This window comes from Pseudothermotoga hypogea DSM 11164 = NBRC 106472, assembly GCF_000816145.1.
Lineage (GTDB): Bacteria > Thermotogota > Thermotogae > Thermotogales > DSM-5069 > Pseudothermotoga_A > Pseudothermotoga_A hypogea.
Genome location: NZ_CP007141.1, coordinates 838880 through 864209, shown reverse-complemented (window position 1 = coordinate 864209; position 25330 = coordinate 838880). Strand labels below are relative to the sequence as shown.

Here is a 25330-nt window from a genome sequence, read left to right as displayed (position 1 = left end):
GCATGGGGTATAATTGTTGTGCAGTACACTCGTTTGGGGGGTTGAGAAGATGAGAAGATTTTGGATCATCGCAATCTTGGCTGTGGCGGCATTGATCTTTGCAGAAGTCAAAAACCCTGACACCATCATCACTGTCACGATCGGTGAGCCAGACACACTTGATCCGCACTTTGCGTACGACACAGCGAGCGGTGAGGTCCTGACCCAGATCTACGAATGTCTGCTCGAGTACGTCGGCGACAGCGTCATCCAGATGGCCCCGAGACTGGCCACGGCCGTGCCGAGCCTTGAAAACGGGCTCATCAAAGATGACGGCAAGACTTACGTGTTCCCGATCAGGAAGGGCGTCAAGTTCCACAACGGTGCGGAGTTGACGCCAGAGGATGTCGAGTACAGTTTCGAGCGTGGCTTGTTGTTTGACCCAGCTGGCGGACCGATGTGGATGCTCTGGGAGGCCATGTTCGAAGTCTATTCGCTGGACGAGTTCGTAGAAAAGATCGTTGGTAAACCTCTCAGTGAAATTCTCGATCCTGCCACCAAGGAACCACTCCCGGAATACCGCGACGCACTGATCAAGGTCTACACGGACTACATCGATCCGGCGATCGAAGTTGATGGGGACAACGTGGTGTTCAAACTCTCAAGACCCTTTGGTCCGTTCCTTTCGATCCTTTGTGGTTATTCAACGTGGAGTATGATCCTGAACAAGCAGTGGGCGATCGAGCAGGGCTGCTGGGACGGCAAACCGGACACCTGGTGGAAACACTGGGATCTTCCAAAAGAAGAATCACCGCTGTATGCGAAGGCAATGGGAACTGGACCGTTCAAGCTCGTAGAATGGGACAGAACGCAGATGAGGGTCACTCTGGAAAGATTCGACGATCACTGGAGAGGGCCCGCGAAGATCAAGAAGGTCATCATCTGGGCGATCGAAGAATGGTCCACGAGAAGGGCAATGCTTGAGAAGGGTGACGCGGACTTTGCTGCAGTACCGGCACAATATCTGCCCCAGGTTGAGAACATGCCTGGCGTCGTCATAACCAAGGGACTTCCGATCATAAGTGTCACATCACTGCACTTCAACTGGAACGTGAAGCCAGACAGCAAGTACATCGGTTCTGGAAAGCTCGATGGCAACGGAATACCACCAGATTTCTTCAGCGATGAGCACGTGAGAAGGGCGTTCGCGTACGTTATAAACTACGATGCTGTGATCAAAGACGTCTTGCGCGGCCTTGGTAGCAGGGTGCCCGCAGACCTTCCAAGCAGCCTGCTGGGCTACGATCCGAATCTGCCGATGTTTGAGTTCAGCATTGCGAAAGCAGCTGAAGAGTTCAAGAAGGCATGGAACGGTGAGGTCTGGAAGAAAGGATTCAAGCTCACGCTGCTCTACAACACCGGTAACGAGGCGAGACGAACTGTCGCCGAGATGATCAAAACTTACGTTGAGATGATCAATCCGAAGTTCAAGATCGAGGTCCGTGGTGAGCAGTGGCCAACTTATTTGACTTCCTACAAGCAGGGTTATCTGCCGGCGTTCATCATAGGTTGGCTTGCAGACTATCCAGATCCACACAACTTCATCCAGACTTACTATCATTCGGCCGGCACCTACGGTTTCGCCCAGGGTGAAAACTTCAAAAAGTTCGTCTCGACACCCACACCCGAACTGAATGGTAAAAGCTGCAACGAACTGATCGAGCAAGCGGCCACAGAAACGGATCCGAACGTCAGAGCCGAGATCTACCGAAAGGTTCAGCAGTTCGCCATCAACCATGTGCTCGGTGTCGCACTGTACGAACCTCAGAGCCTCAACGTGAGAAGAAGCTGGGTCAAAGGCTGGTACTACAACCCAATGATGCCTGGTGCTGCGGATTACTACAAGTTGTGGAAGGAAGAGTGAGACATCTCGAAGGTGAAAAACCCGGGCGGCGAGCCCGGGTTTTTACTTTGCGAAGTGGCAGGCAACCCAATGTCCAGGTCTGATCTCTCTCAATTGGGGTTCTTCCTTGGAGCAAATTTCCTGTGCCATGTAACAGCGCGTGTGGAACCTGCAACCCGATGGAGGATTGACGGGGCTGGGCACATCACCTGTGAGAATAATTCTTTCCTTCTTGATGTTCGGATTGGGTATGGGTATCGCACTCATCAGCGCTCTCGTGTAAGGATGTGAGGGATTGTCGAAAAGATCTTTCTTTGCGGCAGTTTCGACGATTTTGCCGAGATACATGACGATGATCCTGTCGCTCACGTATTTTATGACCGAAAGATCGTGTGAGATAAAAAGGTAAGTCAGCTTGTGTTCGTGTTGAAGGTCTTTCATCAGATTGATGATTTGCGATCTTATCGAAACGTCCAATGCTGAAACCGCTTCGTCGGCGATCACCAGTTTGGGAGATAAGGCGAGTGCCCTCGCGATGCCAATTCTTTGCCTCTGACCACCAGAAAACTCGTGTGGAAATCTGTACATGTAATCGCCGCTTATACCAACATCTTCGAGCACTGAACGCACCTTGTTTATGAGCTCCTTTTCGCCTTTCACCATCTTGTGAACGGCAGGGCCTTCGCCCACGATGGATTTTATGCGGAGTCTTGGATTGAGCGAGCTGTACGGATCTTGAAAGACTATTTGAACGTTCTTCCTGAACTGTTTGCGCTTCTCATCCATGTCGGAAAGCAGTAAGGAACAGAATTTTCCAACGGAGGACTTCGCCTCGTTGAAGAACATTTCGGCGTACCTTCTGTCCACTCCGTCCAAAGCGTTGATCACGGCATCCTTCGAACCCAGTTCTTTCAGCATCGCGTTGAACTTATCCACGTAAGTCTTTTTTATGTAAGATCTTGCACGCAGCGCCGGCATGAAGAAATAGGTCGTATCCTCGTTGTCTATGATGATTCTTCCTGAAGTTGGCTCGTAGAGTCTGAGCAGGACCATCCCGATCGTCGTTTTCCCACAACCAGATTCACCAACGAGTCCAACCGTTTCACCCTCGTTGATCTCAAACGACACGCCGTCCACAGCCTTGATCCAGGCCACAACACGTTTGAAAACGCCAGCCCTTATCGGGAAATATTTCACGAGGTTTTCTACTTTCAAGATTGTGCTCACACGAACTCACCAACCTTTCTCTTTTTTGCCTCGTCCACCTTCTGCCAGAAGAAGCACCTCACCGTGTGGTTTTGATCAACTTCGATCAACTGTGGTTCTTCCCTCGTGCACCTTTCTTCTTTGAACTCGCACCTGGGATGGAACTTACAACCGGATGGAAAATGCAGTGGATCGGGGACCACACCGGGAATGTTGTACAGCCGCGTCTGCTCTATGTCCAGCCTCGGGATCGCGTGTAGCAAGCCCCACGTGTAAGGATGTTTTGGGTCGTTGAAAAGGGTTTTGACGTCCGCGTATTCGACGACCTTTCCGGCGTACATGACTACAACCCTATCGGCGTTCTCGGCGATGAGTCCCAAATCGTGAGTGATCAGCATGATCGCCATTCCGTACTCTCTTTGAAGCTCCTTCATCAACTCCATAATCTGTGCCTGGATGGTCACATCGAGCGCCGTGGTTGGTTCGTCTGCGATCAGCACCTTCGGTTTACACGAGAGCGCCATCGCTATCATCGCGCGCTGCCTCATTCCTCCGGAAAGCTCGTGCGGGTATTGATCTATTCTCTTCTCTGGTTCGGGTATACCCACCTTTCTGAGCAGTTCTATCGCCATGTTTCTGGCTGTTTTCTCGTCGACTTTCTGATGAAGCATGATCGCCTCCATGATCTGATCACCAATGGTGAAAACGGGATTCAGCGCCACCATCGGTTCTTGAAAGATGATGGCTATGTCCTTTCCTCTGATCTTTCTCATCTCTTGCTCTTCTATCTTCGTCAAATCGACTCCGTCGAGCAGAACCTGCCCTTCCACAATCTTGCCTTTCTCATCGAGGATTCTCAGAATTGAGAGCGCGGTGACACTCTTACCGCAACCAGATTCTCCGACTATTCCAAGCGTCTCACCCTGATAGACATCGAAGTCGACGCCATCAACCGCTTTTACTATTCCATCCTCCGTATAGAAATATGTCTTGAGATTCTTCACACTCAGTACGGGTTTCTTCTCCATCTCGCTCACCCTCTCAGACGTGGATCGAACGCATCTCTCAGCGCGTCACCCACGAGGTTCCATGCGAGCACGAACAAGACCATCGCGGTGCCTGGATAAACGATCGCGTACCAGTACTTCAAAGCTTCTCCGGAAGCACCTAAGAGCCAGTTTCGTGCGAAGTTCAAAAGAGCCCCCCAGTCCGCATATCCCACGGGTGCTCCGAGACCGAGGAAACTGAGTGCAGCTGCCGTGATGACGAGAGAACCTATTCGCATCGTCGCCTGTATGAGCACAGGGAAGATCGTGTTGGGCAATATGTGTTTCGTTATGACCCAAAAATCACTCACGCCAAGCGCCTTTGCCGCGAGGACGTACTGTTCTTCTCTGGCTTGTAATATATTCGCTCGGATGAGCCTGGCGGTGGCCATCCAGCCGAAGATGATCAAAGAGATCATCACCTTGTCCAGACCCATGCCAAGGAAAGCGGTCATGACTATCGCAGCGAGTATGTAAGGAATTGACAGAAAGACATCGGTAATCCTCATGAGGACCTCATCGATCCATCCACCGAAATAACCTGCGATGGAACCTATAACAAGCCCCACAAGCGTCGAAGTGAGCGTGACCGTCAGGCCCACTTTGAAGGCAGTCCTCGTGCCCCAAACGACTCCGTAGAAGATGTCGCGTCCATCTATGATTCCAAACGGATGTCCCTCTGACGGAGGCTGTGGTGTCTTGTCCCAGGTCACGATGGGTATCATGTACGGATCGTAAGACTGTGGTGGGCATATCAGGGGGGCAAAGATCGCAACCAAAGTGAAGAAGATCAGCAGTGAAAATCCCAGCACGGCGGACGGGTTTCTCAGAAGCCTTCTCAACGTTCTTCTTGTCTCAACTCTCATGTTCTTTCCCCCTCAACCGAGCCTGACGCGCGGATCAACCACAGCGTAGAGAATGTCTATCACGAGGTTTCCCAGAACGAGTATCAGAGAATAGAAGAGCGTTGAAGCCATTATAGAGGCGTAGTCGAGTTGTGTGGCCGCCGTGGCGGTGAAACTTCCCATGCCGGTCCTGTTGAAGACCATTTCAACGATCACCGTGCCGGCGAACAGTTGTATGACCATTCCTCCACCCACCGTGACCACAGGTATCATCGCGTTCCTTCTCGCATGCTTGTTGATCACAACTCGCTCTGCCAAACCCTTGGCTCGCGCAGTTCTTATGTATTCTTTTGTGAGAACTTCAAGCATGCTCGATCGAGTTATCCTCAACAGATACGCCCACCAGAGCCAGGAAAGAGTCAAAATGGGAGCTACGAGATGCCTCAAGGCGTCAACAAAGACATCGAACCTACCGTTCAAAAGAGCGTCTATCGTAACAAGAGAAGTGAACCTCCTGAATTCGGGAGATTTGATCACCTGGTCCGCCCACAAGCTGAGATTTCCAGGTGGGAACCATCCCAGGACGCTGTAGAAGACCATGAGCACGATGAGACCAAAGACGAAATCTGGAAAACTCCAACCAACAACTGCGAAGATTCTGACGAAATGATCGAGGAATTTGTCCCTGTTGACCGCTGCTATCACGCCGAGCCACACTCCCACGAAGACCACTGGGATTATTGAATACAAAGCTAATTCCACGGTCCAGGGCAGCCTGCTCAGTATCGCATCCTTCACGGGTTGTTTCCCAACGAGTGACCAGCCAAGATCTCCCTGAAGGGTGTTCTTGAGCCATTTGAGGTAACGGATCATCATTGGATCGTTCAGGCCGTACTTCTGCTTGATCTTTTCCAACTGGACGGGAGTCAATTTGTCCAGCACACCAGGATTCACATAAGCTGCCAGCAACCTGTCCGGTCCCAAACTCTGTATCATTCCAAAGACGATCAAAGAGAGCCCGAACAAAATTAAGGGTAACAGAAGCAATCTTCTGACGATGTACGTTAACAAAGGGATCACCTCCACTCAGTACTCTAACACTGACGAAATACATTCTACCAGAAAAGAAAATCGGCCAGAAAATCTGTAAAGACAAAGAAAAAGAAGCCACCGCAGAGAAATATTGGATACGAACCACATGAAAACAGATTACAGATCACATTTTCTCACAAAAATCGTGCATAGCGAGGTTTGTCGCTGGATCAATTTCGATGATATAACGGGTTCCAAGCCATAGCCAGAAATCTTCGGTTTCGAGGTGCAAATTCTTGCCGAGTTTGGGTTTCGCACTCGTCGTACTGTCCACGTATGGTACGAATTCTTTCTCGGGTTTGATCCCCGTGTTGAAGCGATATCTACTGGCTTCCTCTCTGCAGCGTTTTTGAACATGCTCGCTACTTCTTCTTCAATAGCGAGGAGCTTCTTATTTGGTAGCGCGGGAAGAGGCGAGGAATTCAGAACCAAACCTGCCAACCACAGGCCGCTTGATCTGACAGTCGGTTCATTCCTTTCCTATTCAGAAACGACGCGTAACCACTTCGTTAGAGATTTTTCCCGCACATGAAAGGCGGCGGCGGTATAAGTATACGGGAGAGGTGTTAGGTTGAGTCGCAGTGTGATCATTGACGGTTCAGTCATTTACACGAACTACAGCCAGATCATGGGCCAGAAGAAGTTCGAATCGCTGCTCAAAGAGTTCATTGAGATTCTCAAGGAAAGGCGCAGCCCACTTCTGAACGCCTTAAATGCCTTCAAACTCGACGGCGACTACGATCTTCGCAGGTTCGTTGAATACTTACACTTGCTGACGATGAGAAACGTGAAAGAGCTGACGAACATCATCTATTACGTCAACCCCAGAGACCTTGAGAAGTTTGTCGAGGCATTCTATTCTTTCTGGCGTTCGAAACACAGATTCATGGTTCGCGAGGAGAAGTATTCCGACGATCATATCAGAAGGGCGAGCATAGAGTACACGATCACCCAGATCAGCGATCAGTTCAAGGCAGTGATCAAGAATCTTTACAGAGAGCTCATGATGAACATCTCCAATTCCTTCCCAACCGTGATGAGACAACTTCCCAGCGGTGCGCAGGTAGCCTTTCTCGTTGAGGATATAGACGGCGAGAAATTCGATCGATTACCCTGGATCAGAAAGATACCAACCGTTTGGGGAGCCGTGTTCGATCCACCAGTGATCTTCTACACCAAGTCGAACAAGAGAAAAGGTGTTGTGCCCGTCGTCGACGAGCCCGTTCTGGACAAGATAGAGCTCAATCCTAAGGAATGGTTCAGGTTCCCGATCTTCGTTGGAGATCTATTATTTTACAACCTGGTACACGTGGATTATCTTGCGCACGGTGCGGGTTTGGCCAACTTGTTCGAGCTCGCGACGCCGAAGCATCTGAGGCAGAGAGAACCTGATGGAATGCTGATCTTCGGTTTGGAACCAAGCAGGATTCCCAACTTCAACGAGCGCTGGAGAAACGGCGTGATATTCAGAGATGGTAAGATGTACGTCGGGATCATCCCAGCGATCGATGAGAACGATTATTTTGGTTACATGAAGAAGACCACGCTCACGATTCACAACTTGATCAGAATCGACCAAGGAAGGTTGCCCATACACGGGTCGATGGCGCGCATCATTCTGAAGAACGGTAAGATGGCAGTCGCGATGTTCGTTGGTGATAGCGGTGCGGGAAAGAGCGAAACTTTGGATGCTTTGAGTAGACTCGAAGAGGTAGCGCAGGTGGACACCATCATCGACGATATGGGCAGTCTCGCGATCATGGATGGTCATGTGGTCGCTTACGGTACAGAAACAGGTGCATTCGTTAGACTGGATGACTTGCCACCAGGATATGCTTATTCAACGATGGACAGAAGCATCTTCATGAACCCGGACCAAATAAACGCGCGCGTCATAGTTCCGTTCAACAACTACAACGAGATAATCACACCTACACACATCGATTTCTTCTTCTACGCCAACAACTACACTGAAGTCGATAGAGACGAAGACAGGATCGTCTTCTTCGACAACGTCGATGAAGCTCTCAAGGTTTTTTCTGAAGGCAAACGCATGAGCAAAGGCACGACTTCGGAAAGCGGATTGGTCACGTCGTACTTCGCAAATCCATTTGGAGCTGTCCAGAGGCAGAAGGAACATCACAAGCTCGCCGAGTACTATCTGAAGAAGATGTTCGAAACGGGTGTGAAGGTCGGAGAAATAAGGACCATGCTCGGTGTCGAGGGTTACGAAAAAGAAGGTACAACACTTGCTGCAAAGGCCCTGCTTAAGATTATCGAAGAACTCTGAATTTAGACTATCGAACGGAAAGCGAGCATCACGAAACTGTACACCACGAGGACTCCGAGAGCGATTGCCGCTGCTCTCCAGGCGAGAAACACAGATCTTTTTCGACTGTAGATAGAAGGTACCGGTTTGATCAGATAACCCATCAAGATCCCGGTGAAGAAACCCCCAAGATGTGCCGCATTGTTAATACCACTTCCAGGTAAAAATCCGTACACGACGTTGAAAACGATCATGGGCAACAGCGCATAGCCAGTTACGGACCTCACGTAGAATGGAGCATCGCGTTTGAAACCGAGAATGAACAACACGCCGACCAAACCGAATATCGCTCCGCTCGCACCAACTGAGACGGACCTGTAGTAAAGCAAATGCGTTGCGACGTTGCCAACCAGTCCAGACAGAAAGTACGAAACAACGAACTTTTCAGGTCCGTAAATCGACTCCACGATTGTTCCAAAATAAAACAGTGCGTAGGAGTTGAACAACAAATGCAGGATACCGCCATGAACGAATATCGCCGTGATGGTTCTGTACCACTCTCCCCTCGCCACGAGCGGACCGTATTGGGCACCGAAACTCAGCAAAAGATAAGCTTCATTGCGAAAAGAAGAAGTTAATCTTGCAATCATCATCGCGATCATGATTATCACGTTGACGAACAAAATCAAATGTGTGAGCTTGATTGTTCTCAAATCATGACCTCCCACAAAGATTATACCGAAAATGTGGCGCAGCTTCGCGATGAATCTGGCAAATCTGCTTGCGCTGAATGAAGGCCTTCGCAACCACCTGACACGATGCCCGCCACAGTTTACACAAGTTAAGCCAGAAGGTCCATCCTGTTCGTGAGATTGAGATGAATGAAAGAATTGATGTGAATTCGTTTTGTCGGAGCATAACAGAATGGGCCACGCTCAGGACGAACGTGGCCCGGTGAGAATCAATACCCCGCGGCTGCAGGGACCTTTGGGAAGCTCACGGTGTTCAAAGATGTGATCTTCATTATCATTTTTGCCACGTCGGTGTTGTCCATGAATCCTGTGAACAAGTGCGCACCTGGTCCGAAGGCATAGACGGGAACGACTCCAGCGGTGTGATCGTACGTGGTCCAACCGAAGCCCACCTTTTGACTGACGAATCTGGCAAGCTCTCTTCTCAGGTTGTTGGCAGGAAGCTTGGTGAAGTATTCGTATTCAGAATCCTTCAGCTCTATACCGTACCATTCTTTCAATCCGGCGAAGAATTTCTCTTTGTCTGCCACGTTGTACTGTTTCAAAAACATCGCTGTCGTACCTTTGGCTTTTCTCGCTTGCTCGACGTTGATGGTATAACCCCCATTGGACAGAGAAAGTCCACCGGTTTCGTGGTCTCCCGTGACGATGACGAGAGTGTTTCCGTCCCTCTTCGCAAAATCGAGTGCAACCTTGACGGCGTTGTCGAACTCGACGACTTCCTTCCAAGCGCCGTAGAAGTCGTTCGCATGGCATTCCCAGTCGATCTGCGAACCTTCGACCATGAGCATGAAAGGTTGACCGCTTTTGGAGAGTAATTCTATTGCCTTTGCGGTCATCACGTCGAGCGTGGGCTGGTTGGCTGGTCTATCGGAGACCGGTTCGAGGTAGTTCTTCGCGAAGAGACCGAGAACTTTCTGAGCAGAAACGTCTTTGAGTTCGTCCGCATTCGTTATGTACTGATAGCCCTTCGATTCAAGCATCTCAATCAGGTCGAGTCCATCCTTTCTAACGCCTCCCTTGCCCTCGGGCAAGAACCATTGCCAACCACCACCGAAGGCAACGTCCACGGTCCCTGACTCGACGAACTGCTTGGCGAGTGTCAATTCGTCGCTTCTGCTGGAAACGTGTCCGTAGATTGCTGCAGGTGTGGCGTGAGTTATCTGGCAAGTCACGGCGATTCCGATTCTGTAGCCAGCTTTTTTTGCGATTTCAAAGATCGATGGCACCGTTTCACCGTTGGCAAGAACAGCGATGGCCTTGTTCAGAGTTTTGAAGCCACAAAACAGTGCCGTTCCAGCGGGAGCCGAATCTGTGACCCACGAGTCCGACGAGTAGGTGACCGTCAGGCCCGTGTAGGGAAGCGTCATCGTCGTGAGGAGTCTGTTTTCCAATATGCTCGCGAGTACCAGTTGGTTCGCGCTCATCCCGTCACCGACTAAGAAGATCACGTTCAGGGCCAAGACAACAAGGTTCAGTGAAGCTACCAAAGCGAGTGTCAAGAACAGTTTGAACCTCACAGCCTTCACCTCCGCAGTTTGAGTAGTCCCAAGACTACCGTACTGAAGAGAGTTTGACGGAATTTTTGAATAGGTGAGGAATTCTTCATAAGAACCTACGCATATGTTTGAGTGATTGTCCCTAATTTCAGAGGACTTTCCACAGTATGAGAAGACCTTAATGAAAGAGGCTCAAATCTTCAAATGAAGGTGCCAATAAAGCTTCTGTTTGAATTCGATACTGTATTGAAATGTTTCCATCCAACAAATTGGATGGTATAATAAGACCAGAAAACTCCGCTTTTGGGGGTGATCTTATGAGGGAGATGACGAAGAAGTTCCTCGAGGATGCCTTTGCGGGAGAGAGCATGGCCCACATGAAGTACTTGATCTTCGCAGATGAGGCGGAACAGCGCGGATTGAAGAAGCTTGCGAACCTGTTCAGAGCCATTGCCTACGCAGAATTTGTGCATGCTCGAAACCACTACAGGGAACTCGGCAAGATCTACAAAGAAATGCCAGAGAACGTTCAACAGTGCATCGACGGTGAAACGTTCGAGATCAACGAGATGTATCCTGTGTACAACACCGTCGCACAGTTCCAGCAAGAAAAGGGCGCAGAGAGAAGTACAAAGTTCGCGTGGGAAGCTGAGAAGATCCATGCAGAGATGTACAAGAAAGCGAAGCAACTTGCTGAGAAAAAGGAAGACTACGCGGCTGAAAAAAATCTACATATGTTCTGTTTGTGGTCACACGGTAGAAGGTGAAGCACCAGAAAAGTGCCCGGTCTGTGGCGCGCCGAAGAATTCTTACAGGGAATTCTCTGTGTGAGGAGGGATAGTATGAAACTGGCTGATTTCATCAAGAGTGAGGATTTCAAGAAGGAAAAACACGTTCCCGTGATCGAGGCACCTGACAGCGTCAAAAAGAATGAACCGTTCCACATCACTGTCACTGTTGGCAAGGAAATTCCACACCCCAACACCACAGAGCACCACATAAGGTGGATACAGGTTTTCTTCCAACCAGATGGTGATCCTTATGTGTACGAGATTGGAAAGTACGAGTTTAACGCGCACGGAGAATCTGTTCAAGGACCGAACACTGGTGCAGTCTATACAGAACCGACGGTGACGAACAAGGTCAAGCTGAACAAATCTGGAACGATTTTGGCGCTCTCTTTCTGTAACATACACGGTCTTTGGGAGAGCAGCAAGAAAATCGTTGTAGAGGAGTGAGGAGAGAACATGAAAAAGTATCGATGCATTCTCTGCGGGTACATCTACGATCCTGAGAAAGGTGATCCAGACAGTGGAATAGCCCCAGGGACACCTTTTGAAGCTTTACCAGATGACTGGACTTGTCCGATGTGCGGAGCTTCAAAACAGGACTTTGAACCGATCGAATGAATGGTCTTTGAAAGCTGGGGGGTGTTCGAGTGGCGCAGGTGCCTATCAAAACCGTTATGGCGATACTGGTGAAGAACAGGAAAGAAACAGCCGACAGAGTGCAGAAGATCCTCACGGCTTGGGGGTGTTTGATCAAAACGAGGCTTGGTCTTCACGATGGAGTTTTGGATAACTGTTCCGAAGCTGGACTGATCGTTCTGGAACTTGTCGGAAGCCCGGAACAGCACAAAGAACTGTGTGATAAGCTGAACAAACTACCCGGAGTGAAAGCAGACTACATGGAACTTTCCTTCGATGAAGAATGACCCCCCGCAAGGGGGGTTTTCACCATTTCAACATGACTCTTTCGACGATCGGGTCGAGAATCACGTAGCGTTTTGAACCGTTTTCGATGCGTTCCTCAAGGTACGAATACTTCACGAGTGATTTGATCAGCTTTGGCAACGTTGTGTCGTTTATAGAGATCGAATTCATAAGGAAGTACTTCTTGATCTTGGAGTAGGTGTCCATTCTGTGAGCCACAGCTTCAAGGACGATGCGATAATTGGGAGATTTTCTGAAAAGTTCATTCAGCTCACTTTCAACCATCTTTTCGGCTATCTCAAATGTTTGTGTGAGTGTTCTGTCATAGTCACCGATCTGCGAGAGTGTAAAGGTGTGTGTCTTGCGAAGAGGTGGCCTTCACATTGGCCTCGCCTTTTGTTTTTCGAATAAATCTTCGGCGAGACGATCGAGGCTCAGTGGAAACCATTTTTGGCTTCAGGGAAAAGAACGCGCCAAACCCCAGTTTGGTTACCAAACCCAGGTTTGGTTCTATGGAAATATCATAGCACATCTTGAAGCGCCGAGTTTTCAAGATGAATTCTCAATCTTTGAGCTTTTCCTCCACATTCGTACGTTTTTCATGTTTTCGAAGATCCCGACTTCGACGATCTTTCCGTTTTTGTAGGAGGCCTCGATCCATCTTCCATTATGTAGTGGCTCATCGTGGGTTTTGTGTGGTATGCCAAGTTCTCTTTCTCGACGATCGTCACTTCGTGGTGTTCCGCGAGGTTTTTCGCGAGTTCAACCCATCCCCCCACGGCGATCTTCACTCGTATCACTCCAGTTCTTTGAGAAGTTGCTCGATGGCCTGTTCGATCTTTGCTTCTTCGATCTTGCCACCTTTCGTTTCGACGAAGGAGACGAACTTGAACTTGGAGTCTTTCAAGAGCTTCTTCACTGTCAGTTCCACAGACGCTGCCCAGCCGTGGACACCGAAGAAGATGGCGGTTTTTTCGTAGTTGGCCTTGTCCAAGATCTCGTATAGAACGTACCTCATCTTTGGATGAATGTCTGCCTCGTACGTTGAGACACCGAAGACGAGTGCGGCGCTGCTTGGAATGTCCTTCAAGATCTCGCTCTCGAAAGGCTGATCCTCGTCCAAGAATTTGTAGACGATTGTACTGAAACCTTTGGCCTGCAGGATCTCAACCACTCTCTTCATAATTCTATCGACAAAACCATACATTGAATCGTAGATGACGCAGATCTTTTTCGGTTCAGCAACACCGTTCGCCACGTTCAGATAGTGTTGTAAGAGTTTTTGAGGTTCTCTTTTCCATATCAATCCGTGCCCAGGCAGTATCGCTTTTATCTCAAGTGTGGATAACTTTTTCGCACCTTCGATGATGTAGTTTTTGTAGTGTCCTATCACGTTGACGATGTACTTCGTGACGTACGGTAAGTATTCTTCAACGATCTTTTCGTTCGAATCATCGATGATCGGTGGAAGAGAATAACCACCCCCAACGTCGCAACCGAAGAGAATGCCGTCCACGTGTGTGACCATCGCGTCTGGCCAATGGAGCCAAGGAGTCATGACGAATTTGAACTTTCTGCCGGCGATTTCTATTTCTTGATTGTCCGAAACCACTTCGACATTGGTTATACCGTAGAAAGATTCAAGAAGTCTTTTACCGAAGCTGGAGGCGATGACCTTGGCTCTGTTCTCGTTGAGCTTCAAAGTCTCAGGCAGTGTTCCGCTGTGGTCTGGTTCGGTGTGGTTCACGATGATGTGCGTGATCTGCTTTGGGTCTATCAAACTGGACAGAGCTTTGAGAAACTCGTCTGTGTAGTTCTTCTTCCAACCGTCGATCAAGATGTTCGCACCGTTCAACTTGACAAGATAGGCGTTGTAACTTATGCCTTCGGGAATATCCCAAACTGCTTCGAAATACTTAATGTGATCGTCGTCTATTCTCAGGATGTGAACCTCAGGATCTGTGAAGATTCTTTCTGTCCAAATCTTTGGCACGCTCAACACCTCCGAAGAAGAAGACTTCAACTTTTTTATACCACATTCACAGGAAGAAGTTGACCTTCCCCGGGCCCATATCGAAGGTTTGACCCAACGCGAGGACTGTGGCGAGTTCCATCGGCAAGTTGTTCTTCGCGATCTTTTCGATGGTCCTCTTCACATCGTAGGGAACTCTCACGATCTGAGCCTGAACTGTTCCTTTCTTGACTTCGACGATCATATATGAAGCTCTGGGATCAGCATCTTTTGGCCTTCCCACGCTGCCGGGGTTCAACACGAGTTTTCCAAAGACCCACTTGACCATGGGAATGTGCGTGTGACCGTTCACGATGATATCCTCACTCGTGGATTGAGCGATCTTTTGAAGTCTGTCTGGATCGATCTGCGGTGTGACGTACTCTAAAAGTTCATCCAGGGGACTTCCGTGCACCAAGAGAAACTTGACGTTCTCCACTTCGAACGAGAGTCTTCGTGGAAGTTTTTTGAGAAAATCCTTCGTCTCTTGGGATGTGTGTTCTATGGTCCAGTTGAGTGAGACATCTCCAACTTCTGTTTCTCTTCCTGGAGAATAACTACAACCACAGCTTTGTTTGGAGTATCCAACCGCATCGTCGTAGTTTCCCATGATGGTTTTGATGTTCTTTTTCTTGATCTCTTGAACCACATTTTCTGGATCTGGTCCATAACCGACCAGATCGCCGAGGCAGAAGATCTCATCGACACCCTTTTTGCCTATGTCTTCCAAGACTGCGTTCAACGCTTCCAAGTTTGCATGAACATCTCCCAAGAACGCCAAACGCACAGTTTCACCTCCGAGCTTCAAGTCTCGCCAAAGCGAAGATCGTAGCTTTCGTCTTTTCCTCGGTTTTTCAAGAGTTTCAAAAGAAAAGGAATGCCACGCGTGAAGATCATTCTCGGTGAAGTGTAGACACAATAATAAGCCTTAACGAAAAGCTTTTTCAGCTCAGATGGAGAAAAATTTGGATGTTCGAAGACCAAGTGGGTGCCATCGTACAAGGAGAAGTTCTTGGACAAGATCTTACTTTTGAGTCTTTCGTAGAGTCTTGTTCCAGGATAAGGAGTCAAAATCGAAAATTGCACGATCGATGCCTTCAGTTTCTTGGCTAACTGAACGGTTTTCATGATCGATTCCTTTGTGTCGCTGAGCGCGCCGATGACAAAACTTGCGAACACATCGATCTTGTACTTCTTCAAGAGCTTGATGACCTCGAATGCGATCGAACTCGACAATCCTTTCTTGTATTCTTTCAAGACCTTGTCCTCAGCGCTCTCAAAACCAATGAAGAGCATCTTGCAACCGGACTTCGACATCGCTTCGAGTAGATCTTCTCTGTTCAGAAGTTCATCTGCTCGTGCAAACGCCCACCAACGGAAGTTGAGGTTCCTTTTCAGCATTCCTTCACACAGTTCGATCGTTTTCTTCGCATTCAGCGTGAAGTTGTCGTCGAAGAAGATCACCGAGCCGTAATCCATCTTTTTGATGAGCTCGAGTTCCTCCAGCACGTTTTCCACACTTCTCTCTCTGATCCGGCGGCCCATGAACTGAGAGGCGCTGCAGAATTCGCAGTCGAACGGACAACCACGCGAGGTGATCATGCTCGTTGCTGGTTGACCACAGAACTTTGTCTTGTAGAGCTTCACATTTTCTCTGTCCGGAAATGGCAATTCGTCGAGGCTCTGCACAAATTCAGGTGGTCTGGCAAAAACTTCACCTTCCGACAGATAGGCCAGACCACCTATTTGGGGATGTGGTTCTCCACGCTCAAGCGATTCGATCAACTGCAGAAAAGTGCGTTCTCCTTCCCCCAGAACAACGTAGTCACATATTCCTTCTTTAAGTATGCTCTCGTACTCGGCGGTCGCGTGAGGTCCACCGAGCACCGTGATCACTCCATGATTTTTTGCTCTCAGTGCGATTTGTTTTGCGAGTGGGAACCTCGGTGTGTCGACTGAGATACCGACAACATCGAAGTCTGAATAGTCGAATTTTTGCCAGTCGAAAGGCTGAACGTTCATGTCGATGAGCGTCACGGGATGGTTCGCACGTTTCAAAACGGAACTGATGTACATCAATCCGAGCGGTGGATAGATTGCTCCGAGTCTGAAATAGTAACCCTTGTGCGCTGGGTTGATCAGAAGAACCTTCATGTTGAATCCTCCCTTGCTGCTATTATATAAGTTAGCAAGGCGAGCGCAGAGATGAAAATCCAATTGAACCTTCCCCGCTTCGATGGAGAAATGGCCCAGCTTGTCCTTCGTAGATCGTGTTTTCACATGTGTGTCACTCTTATGTTTATATACTGTCACTTGTATGTTTAGCGCTCGTAAGAATACTCTGCTAAATTATGCTTCGGAGGTGTCATCATGAGGAATCTCAACGAAAAGATGAGGGAGATTTTCGAGAAAACCATTGAGAATATCAAGGATAGCAATCAGAACTTGCTCAAGCCTGAGCACGTTCTTCTTCAGATCCTGTACGATGGCAACAACGAAGCGGCGAAGTTGCTCGAGGAACTGGGAATCGACACGAACAAGATCACCGAAGAACTTGAAGAAAGCGTCGAATCACAGTACGGCATATACTACGGTTTCTCAGATCAAGTTTACGTTTCCAGTGAGCTTTCGTACGTTCTGGAGCTCGCAAGACGTGAGGCGAGGTTGTTCAACCAAAAGGACGTCGGACCTTTGCACTTTTTGCTTGGCCTTCTCAGAGAAGGCAGATCACAGGCTGCTCAGATCTTGAGGAAACACGGTGTTGATTACGAAAAACTTTTGCAGAAGGCTAAGGAAAAGAGCGAGGAACTCGCTGCTGAAGGTTCTTCGTTGAACCTCTATGCGACGGACTTGACCAAGATGGCCAAGGAAGGAAAGATCGGTCCCATCATAGGTCGAGACAAAGAGGTGGAGCGAGTCATAGAGATCTTGATGAGGAAGACGAAGAACAACCCGATCCTCATAGGCGATCCCGGTGTGGGAAAGACGGCCATCGTTGAAGGGCTCGCCCAGAGGATCGTCGAAGGAAAAGTACCTGAGCAGTTGAAGAACTTCAGGATACTCATGCTTGATCTTGGAAGGATGCTCGCTGGTACCAAGTACAGGGGAGAGTTCGAAGAGAGGTTGAAATCGTTTCTCGACGAACTCATGAAACAGAAAGAGAACACGATTCTGTTCATAGACGAAATCCACACCTTGGTTGGTGCCGGTGCGGCTGAGGGAGCGATTGACGCTGCGAACATGATGAAACCAGCACTCGCGCGTGGTGACATAAGAGTCATAGGTGCCACGACGGTCGACGAGTACAGAAAACACATCGAGAAGGACAAAGCGCTCGCCAGAAGGTTCCAACCCGTTTTGGTCAAGGAACCTTCGATAGAGGAAACGATCGAGATCCTGAAGGGCTTGAAGAAGACCTACGAGGATCACCACAAGGTGAAGATAGATAACGAAGCGATCGAGGCCGCGGCGAAGCTCTCTTCGAGGTACATCACCGACAGGTTCTTACCAGACAAGGCGATCGACTTGATCGATGAAGCGGCTGCAAGAGTGAAGATGGCTTCGACCAAGCAGGGGAAGGACGAGAAAAAGATTCGTGAAATGGAAAAGAAGATGAAAGAACTCGAAGAAAAGATCGACGAGTACACCGTCAAATCCATGTACAAAGAGGCTGCGGAACTCAAGAAAGAACTGTTCAAGTTGAAGAGCGAACATGATTCTTTGACGAGTGGCAAACCCACCGTCACCGCCGAGAAGATCGCTGAGATCGTGGAGTCCTGGACGGGGGTTCCCGTGTCAAAGATGCTGGAGTCCGAGAAAGAGAGGTTGCTCAAGCTGGAAGAGATCATCCACGAGAGGTTGGTCGACCAAGAGGAAGCCGTCAGCGTCGTCGCAGATGCCATAAGGAAGGCCAGAGCGGGGATCAAGGACCCCAACAGGCCAGTCGGAACTTTCCTGTTCCTGGGGCCGACAGGTGTGGGTAAGACCGAGCTCGCCAAGACTTTGGCAGAGGTGCTGTTTGGGACCGAGAGTGCGTTGATCAGGATCGACATGACTGAGTACATGGAGAAACACAGCGTTTCGAGGCTCATAGGAGCACCACCGGGATACGTCGGCTACGAAGAGGGAGGTCAACTCACCGAGGCAGTGCGCAGAAGGCCGTACTCCGTGGTCCTGATGGACGAGATCGAGAAGGCCCACCCGGATGTGTTCAATGTCCTTTTACAGATCATGGACGATGGAAGATTGACAGATTCGAAAGGAAACGTGGTCGATTTCAGAAACACCATAGTTATCATGACGAGCAACATCGCGAGCGATTTGATACTTGAATACGTCAGGCAAGGTAAGAGGTTCGAAGAACTCGAGGAACGTGTGCGTGAGGAATTGAAACGCTACTTCAGACCGGAGTTCATAAACAGGTTGGATCACGTGATCGTGTTCAAGCCTTTGACGAAGGAGCACATGAAGCAGATCGTCGAGATAATGATCAAGAAGCTCGGTTCGAGGTTGAAGGACAAGAAGATCGAACTCGTCATAACCGAACAGGCCAAGGAGTACCTCGCGGAGAGGGGACACGATCCGATCTTCGGTGCAAGACCACTCAGAAGGCTCATCGAAAGAGAGATTGAAACACCGCTCGCGAAGTTGATCATCGCGGGCGAGGTGAAAGAAGGTCAAACTGTTCGAGTGGATTACAGAGACGGTGAACTGAAGCTGGAAGTCGCCAGAGAATTGGTCAAAAAGCAATGAAGAGGAGCGTAAGCTCCTCTTTTTTTATATGAACTCGACCAGCTGTGACAGTTTCTTACTCTTGATTGCTTGCGCCGAGACGAATGCAACAAAGCAGTTCACATCTCCAAAATCCTCTTGGCGGCTTCTGGATCGATCCTGAAAGGTGAACCTCTGCCTTGGTAAAAGCCGTGTTCTCTTATTAAGTGGATCGAAAGATAAGAGAAGATCAATCTTTCGTTGATCTTCTTGTTTTCGACGATCACGTAGTTTTTTGGATACAGTCCGGGATCACCGAACGGGCACGGCATGTACCCTCTCACATCATCCACGTACACGGCGAAGTGTTCGTCGACAGTTACCCAACTTCCAGTGGCATGTTTGGCTTTTTCATAGAAATATTGCAGCCTATCGGCTATCTTTTGGTGCGTGAGCCCGAGCGCGGTCACCTTTTTGTCGTCTTCGTCGAGTATATCGATGAGTTTTCGATCGTCCGTCCCCAGAAAGCCATAACTGCTTATCACACCGGGTTTCATTCTCTCTTGCACTTTTTCCAAATCAGGGGTTTGCTTCACATCTTTCCCCCCCTTCATGCGAATTTGTCGTAGAAGATCTTTTCCTCTTTGAGACCGAACTTTTTCAAAACTTCGATCGAGGCGTTTATCATGCCGGGGCTTCCACAAAGATAAGCTTCAACTTGATCTGGAGAGAATCTGTCAAGGTATCTTTCTACCACCTGCGGGATGAGGCCAACCTCACCTTCCCAGTTGTCTTCGGGCTTAGGTTCTGACAGAGCAGGTATGAAATGAAAGCTCGGATAAAGTTTCTCCAAATTTTTGAAGAAATCGACATAGAAGAGATCTCTCTTCGATCTTGCTCCGAAGAAGAAATAAGTTTCCCTCTCTATTTTCTTTTCGTACATATCGAGTATGATGGATCTTATGGGTGCCATGCCCGATCCACCAGCTATGGCGATGATCTTGGAGTTGGATTCTCTCAAGTAGAACTCGCCGAACGGGCCGATGAACTTCAGCTCTTCACCAACTTTGAGATGTTCGTGGATGTAGGTTGTAGCCAAGCCACCTGGAACTTTTCTTATGATCAGTTCTATTCTGTCTTTCACCGATGGTTGTGAAGACATCGAATAAGCCCTCATGATTGGCTCTTTCACATCACCGTAGGGAGGTATGATCAGCTGGATGTACTGACCCGCCTTGAATTCTATGGTTGGGGGATCGATCAACTTGAGAGTTATCTCCTTTATATCGTACGTTAGATCCACGATTTTTTCGACCTTCGCTCGATACTCGTTTATTTGGAACAGATGCTCTGGCAACCAAACTTTTATCGCCTTCTTCACTTTCACTTGACAGGAGAGTCTAACGTTCTGTGCGACTTCGTCTTTTGAAAGGTACGGTGCCTCGGTGGGTAGGATGGGACCAACGTCGCTCAAAACCTTCACTTTGCACAAGCCACAGCTTCCCTTGCCACCACAAGCAGATGGGACGAATATTTTGCCTTCGGCGAGTGAACTGAGCAGAGACGAGCCACCCTTCACTTTGAATTTCTTTTTCCCATCGTTCACATCTATCTCGACTTCCCCATAGTTGTTTATGAACTTGTCGGCGAGTACGACTAAACCGGTTAAAGAGACCGACACAGCCGATAGAACGAGTATCGTTGCGAGCAATCTCATCACCTCACTGAAGTTTGAAAACACCAGAGAATCCTATGAACGCCAGGGCCATGATACCTATGATGATCAAGGTTATCCCAGCTCCCCTCAAAGGCACCGGTATGTCCTGTTCTCTTAGCCTCATCCTTATGGCTGCAAGGGCAACGATTGCAAGCCACCAACCCACACCTGAGCCGAGACCAAAGAAGATGGACTGAATGAGTCCATAGTTTCTGACCACCATGAACAGAGCGATCCCCAAAATTGCGCAATTCACAGTGATCAAAGGCAAGAAGATCCCAAGGTTCATGTAAAGCGTTGGTGAAAATCTGTCTATGGCCATTTCGAGCACTTGAACGAACGCAGCTATGACGATTATGAAAACTATGTATGTGAGGTACTCCAAGCCGAACGGTACCAAGAGGTTGTGGTACACAACGTGGTTTATCGCTGTGGTCACAGTCATGACGAAAATCACAGCCATTCCCAAACCGTTCGCGGTCTTGATCTCTTTTGAAACCGATATGAAAGAACACATTCCCAGAAAGTATGACAAGACCATGTTCCCAGTGAAAATCGAACCTAAGAAAAGAACGAATGGGCTGATCTCACCCATGGACCTCACCTCTTCTTGATCATCATGGCTTTGAAGATCCAAAGAATGACCGCCAAGACGAAGAAGGCGCTCGCTGGCATCACCATGATCGTCCAGTTCACGAAGTTTTCCCCGAAGATCCTGAATCCAAACAGAGAACCAAAACCAAGGATCTCTCTTATGGTCGCCACGATCAAGAGTATGAGAGAATAACCAAGTCCAGATCCCAGCCCATCGAGGAAGGACATCATTGGGGAGTTGGCGAGTGCGTAGGCCTCCGTCCTACCCATGACTATGCAATTGGTGATGATCAAGCCCACGTACGGCCCCAAGGCCACGGATATCTCCGGCAAGTAAGCCTTCAAGAAAAGGTCAAAGATGATCACGTAAAAGGCTATGGAGAAAACTTCCACTATCATGCGCACCTTTCTCGGTATCATCCTTCGCATCAAAGAAACGCTCAAGGACGACAAAGAAGTGGTCATCGTCAAGCCGATGCACATGATCAAAGTGTTCAAGAGTTTGTTCGTCACCGCCAAGGTCGAGCATATGCCGAGTATTTGGACGATCACGGGATTTTCAAAGAAAATCGTTCTTCTGAATATGTTGCCAACTTTTTCGTTCATTCTCTCACCTTCCGTAACGATCCATCAAGATCGGTTTCCACTGCTTTATTGCCTCGTTCACCAGTCTTTCAACAGCCTTCGATGTCCCCGTTGCACCGGTGATGGCATCCACCGTTGGATCTTCTGGATCGTAGTTGCCAGGTTTGGCGACGTTGGTGGCGAAAGTCAGATAAGGATAAGAGGAGGCCAACTTCTTCCTGGAAAACTGTTTCTTGAACCAATTCTCGTCGATCCTTCCACCGAGTCCAGGCGTTTCAGAATGTCTCACGAAGGAGATTCCAGCCAGTCTCTCGAAAGATTCATCGAGCGCGATCACTGCCAAAATTAGACCCCAGAGGCCACTTCCGGTGTACTCGAAGGCATAAATGCGACGCCCATCCACGCTTGTCAAGTAGACCCTTCTACCGTCGAATTCGTCGATCTGTATCTTCTCTCTGAAAGTTTTCTCTATCTCTCTCAAGTCCATTTCGTCAACATTCATTCCAACGGCTTCCAAAATCGCTTTCGCACGGATCGCGGTGAGATTCACTTCAATTCGTTCTTTGGTGAATGAACTCACAAAACCAAGGACACTTGACAGAACCAACGAAAGCACGACCATGAACAAGATGGTGTAAACGGCCGATTCTTTCTTCATTTTGCCACCACCTTCTTCTGGCTCAAGAGATCCAACAGCGGTGCGAACATGTTCGCAATCAAAATGGCGAACATGGCACTTTCAACGAAGGCGGAAAACGTTCTTAGGATTATCGTCAAAGAACCTATGAGCAAACCGTAGATCCACTTGGCTCTCTCGGTCCTTGGCGCACTCACAGGATCGGTCGCCATGAAGACGGTTGCAAAGAGCAAACCACCCGAGATCAAACTTTGAAGCGTGCCGATTGGAGAGACACCAAGGACTTGGAAAAACCAAGCCAGAAGAACTGCTCCACCGAAGGTCGAAACTATTATCTTGAAAGAAGCAGTTTTCGTTAGAACCAGATAAACCGCGGCGATGATTATCAACCATTTTGCGGTCTCGCCTGCAGAGCCTGGTATGTCACCCCAAAAGATCTTGAAGTAATCTTGGACCGCAACCGGCATTCCCAATTTCGCTGCTCTCAAAGGCGTCGCACCACTCATCAGTTGAGGAGAAAGCCAGAAACGCCAACCGTTTGGAAAGACACCCAGGTTCCAACTCGCAGTCATGAAACTTGGAAAACTCACAAAAACGAAGGCTCTTCCAACCATGGCAGGATTGAACACGTTTCGTCCAAACCCTCCGAAAACTTCTTTGGCGAAAAAGGTTCCAAAGAAACCTGCAACCATTATGATCCAAAAAGGTATCGATGGTGGTAGTATCAAACCCAAGATTGTTCCAGTCACGAATATGGATTCGGTCGGTTTCTTCTTCTTGTACCTCTCAAAAACCCATTCTGTAGTGAAGCAAACCGCATTCGAAATCAAAACGTTGAGAAGAACCTTCCAACCAAAGTTGAGAACGGCAAAGGCCAAAATCGGTAAGAGCGAAAGAACAACTCTACGCATTAACGGTTGTTTCACCATCTAAAAGCCCTCCCGGACAGGTCCTCAAGTATATATTACACTTTTTTTGAAATTCAGACCAACTGGACCACATGGGAAAGTTCCTGTCTGTTCCTCGGACTCTTTTCCAACTCGAGGTGCTTCTCGTTCAACTGATCGAACCTTCCCCACTTTCCCACGGCGATGAGCGTTACGATGCGTCCATCGAGGCCGAAGAGTTCTTTCACCTTGATTGGATCGTAGCCTGCCACGGGGTGTGCCACCAGTCCCATTTGTGTTGCTTGAACCAAGAGAAATCCCACCGCCAAGCCGGTGTCGAACAGGGCGTAGTTTCTGTCGTCGCTCAGTTGGCAATCGAACTCGTCTTTCGTGTGAACGATGATGAGCGCGGGTGCGTACTTCATCCAATAGTTTCCCGAAGACAGTGCCTCGTGGAGTTTTTCAAGATTTTCCTTCGTCCTGACCACGATGAACCTCCAAGGTTGCTTGTTGAAACAAGAAGGTGCAAGGTGTGCAGCTTCGATCAGTCTCAAAAGTTTTTCATCCTCGATCGGATCGCTTCTCAAACCACGAAAGGCCCTTCTTTGAAGGATCGAAGGGTTGATGGAAAAATCTTCTTCTTTGATCTTTCTGTAGGCTTCGAGCACCTCTTGAGCATGACCATCCACCTTGACGTTTATCCATTCCTTTCTGATCCTTCCCCAAGGATCGACGATGAACGTTGAACGAACCAATCTTCCATCTTTCAAGATTCCAAGCGCTTGTGCAAATTCTTTCTTCGAGTCGGAGAGTAGCGTGAATTTGAGACCATGCTTCTCTTTGAACGACGATAAAGATTTCGTTGAATCGGGTGAAACGCCTATGATGTGGCCTTCGAATTGCTCAAACAACTCGTTGAACTGTTGAGCTTCCGACGTGCACCCAGAAGTTCCTGCCTTGGGATAGAAATAGATCACCCAGTAGTCTCCAAGAAGATCTTGAAAGGTGAATGGCTGACCTTCTTCGGTCAAAAGTGAAAATTCGACCATCTTCTTCACACTTTCAACCCCCTGTACGCGATTGGAGTTTCGTCCACTTTGTAAGCCACAAGTTGTTCTTCGAAGATGGGTTTGTTCGGGTTTTTGTAGATCACACCGAGTGCGTATTTTTTGGTGTCCGTAGCGATCTTGAAGGCTCGATCACGATCGGTTGGATCGTAGTCTTCTGGAAGAATGTAGGTGTTTTGCTTGTACCATTCGTAAGTGTTGACCTTGTTGAAGGTGACACACGGTTGAAAAACATCGACCAGCGCATAGCCTTTGTGTTGAATCGCTTGTTTGAAAATCTCCACAGTTAGATCGAGATAACCTACGAAGGTGCGAGCGACGAAAGAGGCGTCCAAAGCCACCGCGACCGCTATCGGATTGAATGGATCGACGTACACGCCATCGATCTGGAGAGTGGTCGTTTGACCTCTCGGTGTTGTGGGCGAAGCCTGTCCCTTGGTCAAACCGTATATCTGGTTGTTGTGGACGATGTTGGTTATGTCTGGATTTCTCCTTATGGTGTGGATGAAATGGTTTCCTCCTTCAGCGTAAGTGCATCCATCTCCGCTTTCTGCTATCACGACAAGTTGTGGATTCACCATCTTTATGGCCACGGCGGCTGGGAGTGATCTTCCATGCAAACCGTTGAACATGTGTGCTTTGACGTACTGTGGCATCTTCGCCGCTTGACCTATACCCGAAACTATCACAACCTTGCTTGGAGGCAAATTTAGTTGCGCGAGTGCCATCTTCAGCGCGCGAATGATACCAAAATTCCCACAACCTGGACACCAAGCGATGTCTGCATTTGGAATGTCGTAATCTTCAGGTCTGAACATT

At 48.7% G+C, this 25330-nt stretch carries 25 protein-coding genes and 1 pseudogene; 7 read left to right on the top strand and 19 right to left on the bottom strand.

Annotated elements, in window-relative coordinates; genetic code table 11:
• Nucleotides 1-49: 49 nt before the first annotated feature.
• The gene (locus tag AJ81_RS04405; RefSeq protein WP_031504795.1) at nucleotides 50-1903 is read left to right on the top strand and encodes an ABC transporter substrate-binding protein; all 1854 of its coding nucleotides are present in this window, start codon (nucleotides 50-52) and stop codon (nucleotides 1901-1903) included.
• A gap of 42 nt (nucleotides 1904-1945) precedes the next feature.
• Here AJ81_RS04405 and AJ81_RS04400 read toward each other — a convergent pair whose 3' ends face one another.
• From AJ81_RS04400 to AJ81_RS04385, 4 genes are read right to left on the bottom strand one after another with little or no spacing between them, the layout of a single operon-like run.
• Complete coding sequence (locus AJ81_RS04400; RefSeq protein WP_031504794.1) at nucleotides 1946-3109, bottom strand: ABC transporter ATP-binding protein; 1164 nt, start codon at nucleotides 3107-3109, stop codon at nucleotides 1946-1948.
• On the bottom strand, nucleotides 3106-4116 hold the full coding sequence (locus AJ81_RS04395; RefSeq protein WP_031504792.1) for an ABC transporter ATP-binding protein: 1011 nt from the start codon (nucleotides 4114-4116) through the stop codon (nucleotides 3106-3108). The genes AJ81_RS04400 and AJ81_RS04395 overlap by 4 nt, the downstream gene beginning before the upstream one ends.
• Before the next feature lie 5 nt (nucleotides 4117-4121).
• Nucleotides 4122-5000: an ABC transporter permease gene (locus AJ81_RS04390; protein WP_031504791.1), complete on the bottom strand. Its 879-nt coding sequence runs from the start codon at nucleotides 4998-5000 to the stop codon at nucleotides 4122-4124.
• A gap of 12 nt (nucleotides 5001-5012) precedes the next feature.
• Complete coding sequence (locus AJ81_RS04385) at nucleotides 5013-6050, bottom strand: ABC transporter permease (RefSeq protein WP_031504789.1); 1038 nt, start codon at nucleotides 6048-6050, stop codon at nucleotides 5013-5015.
• Between the two features lie 592 nt (nucleotides 6051-6642).
• Between AJ81_RS04385 and AJ81_RS04380 the strand changes: the two genes are divergently transcribed.
• The gene (locus AJ81_RS04380; protein ID WP_031504787.1) at nucleotides 6643-8361 is read left to right on the top strand and encodes a P-loop NTPase family protein; all 1719 of its coding nucleotides are present in this window, start codon (nucleotides 6643-6645) and stop codon (nucleotides 8359-8361) included.
• A 2-nt stretch (nucleotides 8362-8363) separates the two neighbouring features.
• Here AJ81_RS04380 and AJ81_RS04375 read toward each other — a convergent pair whose 3' ends face one another.
• Nucleotides 8364-9053, bottom strand: coding sequence for a rhomboid family intramembrane serine protease (locus AJ81_RS04375; RefSeq protein WP_031504785.1), 690 nt, complete (start codon nucleotides 9051-9053; stop codon nucleotides 8364-8366).
• A gap of 248 nt (nucleotides 9054-9301) precedes the next feature.
• Nucleotides 9302-10612 carry an alkaline phosphatase gene (locus AJ81_RS04370; protein ID WP_031504784.1) on the bottom strand — a complete coding sequence of 437 codons (1311 nt, stop codon included), beginning with the start codon at nucleotides 10610-10612 and terminating at the stop codon, nucleotides 9302-9304.
• Between the two features lie 296 nt (nucleotides 10613-10908).
• Here AJ81_RS04370 and AJ81_RS04365 point away from each other — a divergent pair.
• The 4 genes and pseudogenes from AJ81_RS04365 to AJ81_RS04350 all read left to right on the top strand — a co-directional run bounded on the left by AJ81_RS04365 (nucleotide 10909) and on the right by AJ81_RS04350 (nucleotide 12305).
• Nucleotides 10909-11422 (top strand): annotated as a pseudogene (locus AJ81_RS04365) (rubrerythrin family protein).
• Nucleotides 11423-11433: 11 nt separating this feature from the next.
• Nucleotides 11434-11829 (top strand): class II SORL domain-containing protein, encoded by a 396-nt coding sequence (locus AJ81_RS04360; RefSeq protein WP_031504783.1) that lies wholly within the window; start codon nucleotides 11434-11436, stop codon nucleotides 11827-11829.
• Nucleotides 11830-11838: 9 nt separating this feature from the next.
• Nucleotides 11839-12000, top strand: a complete 162-nt coding sequence (gene rd / locus AJ81_RS04355; RefSeq protein ID WP_031504782.1) for a rubredoxin — start codon at nucleotides 11839-11841, stop codon at nucleotides 11998-12000.
• 56 nt (nucleotides 12001-12056) lie between these two features.
• Nucleotides 12057-12305 carry a hypothetical protein gene (locus AJ81_RS04350; RefSeq protein WP_031504781.1) on the top strand — a complete coding sequence of 83 codons (249 nt, stop codon included), beginning with the start codon at nucleotides 12057-12059 and terminating at the stop codon, nucleotides 12303-12305.
• A 19-nt stretch (nucleotides 12306-12324) separates the two neighbouring features.
• On the opposite strand, the gene AJ81_RS04345 is transcribed toward AJ81_RS04350, so the two are convergent.
• From AJ81_RS04345 to AJ81_RS04325, 5 genes are all read right to left on the bottom strand, one after another.
• Entirely contained in the window at nucleotides 12325-12588 is a 264-nt protein-coding gene (locus AJ81_RS04345) for a hypothetical protein (RefSeq protein ID WP_031504779.1), read from the bottom strand.
• A gap of 314 nt (nucleotides 12589-12902) precedes the next feature.
• Nucleotides 12903-13094 (bottom strand): hypothetical protein, encoded by a 192-nt coding sequence (locus AJ81_RS04340; protein WP_031504778.1) that lies wholly within the window; start codon nucleotides 13092-13094, stop codon nucleotides 12903-12905.
• Between the two features lie 5 nt (nucleotides 13095-13099).
• The gene (locus AJ81_RS04335; protein ID WP_031504776.1) at nucleotides 13100-14296 is read right to left on the bottom strand and encodes an FprA family A-type flavoprotein; all 1197 of its coding nucleotides are present in this window, start codon (nucleotides 14294-14296) and stop codon (nucleotides 13100-13102) included.
• Nucleotides 14297-14342: 46 nt separating this feature from the next.
• On the bottom strand, nucleotides 14343-15101 hold the full coding sequence (locus tag AJ81_RS04330) for a metallophosphoesterase family protein (RefSeq protein ID WP_031504775.1): 759 nt from the start codon (nucleotides 15099-15101) through the stop codon (nucleotides 14343-14345).
• 17 nt (nucleotides 15102-15118) lie between these two features.
• Complete coding sequence (locus AJ81_RS04325) at nucleotides 15119-16468, bottom strand: B12-binding domain-containing radical SAM protein (RefSeq protein ID WP_031504774.1); 1350 nt, start codon at nucleotides 16466-16468, stop codon at nucleotides 15119-15121.
• Between the two features lie 216 nt (nucleotides 16469-16684).
• Here AJ81_RS04325 and AJ81_RS04320 point away from each other — a divergent pair, with 216 nt between their 5' ends.
• Nucleotides 16685-19066 (top strand): ATP-dependent Clp protease ATP-binding subunit, encoded by a 2382-nt coding sequence (locus AJ81_RS04320; protein ID WP_031504772.1) that lies wholly within the window; start codon nucleotides 16685-16687, stop codon nucleotides 19064-19066.
• Between the two features lie 98 nt (nucleotides 19067-19164).
• Here the strand turns inward: AJ81_RS04320 and AJ81_RS04315 are convergent, their stop codons facing one another.
• From AJ81_RS04315 to AJ81_RS04280, 8 genes are read right to left on the bottom strand one after another with little or no spacing between them, the layout of a single operon-like run.
• The gene (locus AJ81_RS04315; RefSeq protein WP_031504771.1) at nucleotides 19165-19620 is read right to left on the bottom strand and encodes a hypothetical protein; all 456 of its coding nucleotides are present in this window, start codon (nucleotides 19618-19620) and stop codon (nucleotides 19165-19167) included.
• 14 nt (nucleotides 19621-19634) lie between these two features.
• Nucleotides 19635-20741 carry an NADH:ubiquinone reductase (Na(+)-transporting) subunit F gene (locus tag AJ81_RS04310; protein WP_031504770.1) on the bottom strand — a complete coding sequence of 369 codons (1107 nt, stop codon included), beginning with the start codon at nucleotides 20739-20741 and terminating at the stop codon, nucleotides 19635-19637.
• A gap of 4 nt (nucleotides 20742-20745) precedes the next feature.
• Entirely contained in the window at nucleotides 20746-21336 is a 591-nt protein-coding gene (locus AJ81_RS04305; protein ID WP_031504769.1) for an NADH:ubiquinone reductase (Na(+)-transporting) subunit E, read from the bottom strand.
• A gap of 5 nt (nucleotides 21337-21341) precedes the next feature.
• Complete coding sequence (locus AJ81_RS04300) at nucleotides 21342-21941, bottom strand: Rnf-Nqr domain containing protein (RefSeq protein ID WP_031504767.1); 600 nt, start codon at nucleotides 21939-21941, stop codon at nucleotides 21342-21344.
• A gap of 4 nt (nucleotides 21942-21945) precedes the next feature.
• Nucleotides 21946-22578 (bottom strand): FMN-binding protein, encoded by a 633-nt coding sequence (locus AJ81_RS04295; protein ID WP_031504765.1) that lies wholly within the window; start codon nucleotides 22576-22578, stop codon nucleotides 21946-21948.
• Nucleotides 22575-23486 carry an RnfABCDGE type electron transport complex subunit D gene (locus AJ81_RS04290; RefSeq protein WP_031504764.1) on the bottom strand — a complete coding sequence of 304 codons (912 nt, stop codon included), beginning with the start codon at nucleotides 23484-23486 and terminating at the stop codon, nucleotides 22575-22577. Before AJ81_RS04290 ends, AJ81_RS04295 begins: the two co-directional genes overlap by 4 nt.
• Before the next feature lie 53 nt (nucleotides 23487-23539).
• A complete protein-coding gene (locus AJ81_RS04285; RefSeq protein ID WP_031504762.1) occupies nucleotides 23540-24493 on the bottom strand; it encodes a redoxin domain-containing protein in 954 nt (317 codons plus the stop codon).
• A 5-nt stretch (nucleotides 24494-24498) separates the two neighbouring features.
• Nucleotides 24499-25329, bottom strand: coding sequence for a thiamine pyrophosphate-dependent enzyme (locus AJ81_RS04280; protein WP_031504761.1), 831 nt, complete (start codon nucleotides 25327-25329; stop codon nucleotides 24499-24501).
• Nucleotide 25330: the final 1 nt, after the last annotated feature.

Bases quoted from the DNA above. Each gene is read 5' to 3' on its own strand.
- AJ81_RS04325 (WP_031504774.1), bottom strand. From the start codon at position 16,468: ATGAAGGTTCTTCTGATCAACCCAGCGCACAAGGGTTACTATTTCAGA.
- AJ81_RS04300 (WP_031504767.1), bottom strand. From the start codon at position 21,941: ATGAACGAAAAAGTTGGCAACATATTCAGAAGAACGATTTTCTTTGAA.
- AJ81_RS04345 (WP_031504779.1), bottom strand. From the start codon at position 12,588: ATGGTTGAAAGTGAGCTGAATGAACTTTTCAGAAAATCTCCCAATTAT.
- AJ81_RS04360 (WP_031504783.1), top strand. From the start codon at position 11,434: ATGAAACTGGCTGATTTCATCAAGAGTGAGGATTTCAAGAAGGAAAAA.
- AJ81_RS04305 (WP_031504769.1), bottom strand. From the start codon at position 21,336: ATGGGTGAGATCAGCCCATTCGTTCTTTTCTTAGGTTCGATTTTCACT.
- AJ81_RS04350 (WP_031504781.1), top strand. From the start codon at position 12,057: ATGGCGATACTGGTGAAGAACAGGAAAGAAACAGCCGACAGAGTGCAG.
- AJ81_RS04320 (WP_031504772.1), top strand. From the start codon at position 16,685: ATGAGGAATCTCAACGAAAAGATGAGGGAGATTTTCGAGAAAACCATT.
- AJ81_RS04390 (WP_031504791.1), bottom strand. From the start codon at position 5,000: ATGAGAGTTGAGACAAGAAGAACGTTGAGAAGGCTTCTGAGAAACCCG.
- AJ81_RS04285 (WP_031504762.1), bottom strand. From the start codon at position 24,493: ATGGTCGAATTTTCACTTTTGACCGAAGAAGGTCAGCCATTCACCTTT.
- rd (WP_031504782.1), top strand. From the start codon at position 11,839: ATGAAAAAGTATCGATGCATTCTCTGCGGGTACATCTACGATCCTGAG.
- AJ81_RS04295 (WP_031504765.1), bottom strand. From the start codon at position 22,578: ATGAAGAAAGAATCGGCCGTTTACACCATCTTGTTCATGGTCGTGCTT.
- AJ81_RS04310 (WP_031504770.1), bottom strand. From the start codon at position 20,741: ATGAGATTGCTCGCAACGATACTCGTTCTATCGGCTGTGTCGGTCTCT.
- AJ81_RS04395 (WP_031504792.1), bottom strand. From the start codon at position 4,116: ATGGAGAAGAAACCCGTACTGAGTGTGAAGAATCTCAAGACATATTTC.
- AJ81_RS04290 (WP_031504764.1), bottom strand. From the start codon at position 23,486: ATGGTGAAACAACCGTTAATGCGTAGAGTTGTTCTTTCGCTCTTACCG.
- AJ81_RS04280 (WP_031504761.1), bottom strand. From the start codon at position 25,329: ATGTTCAGACCTGAAGATTACGACATTCCAAATGCAGACATCGCTTGG.
- AJ81_RS04405 (WP_031504795.1), top strand. From the start codon at position 50: ATGAGAAGATTTTGGATCATCGCAATCTTGGCTGTGGCGGCATTGATC.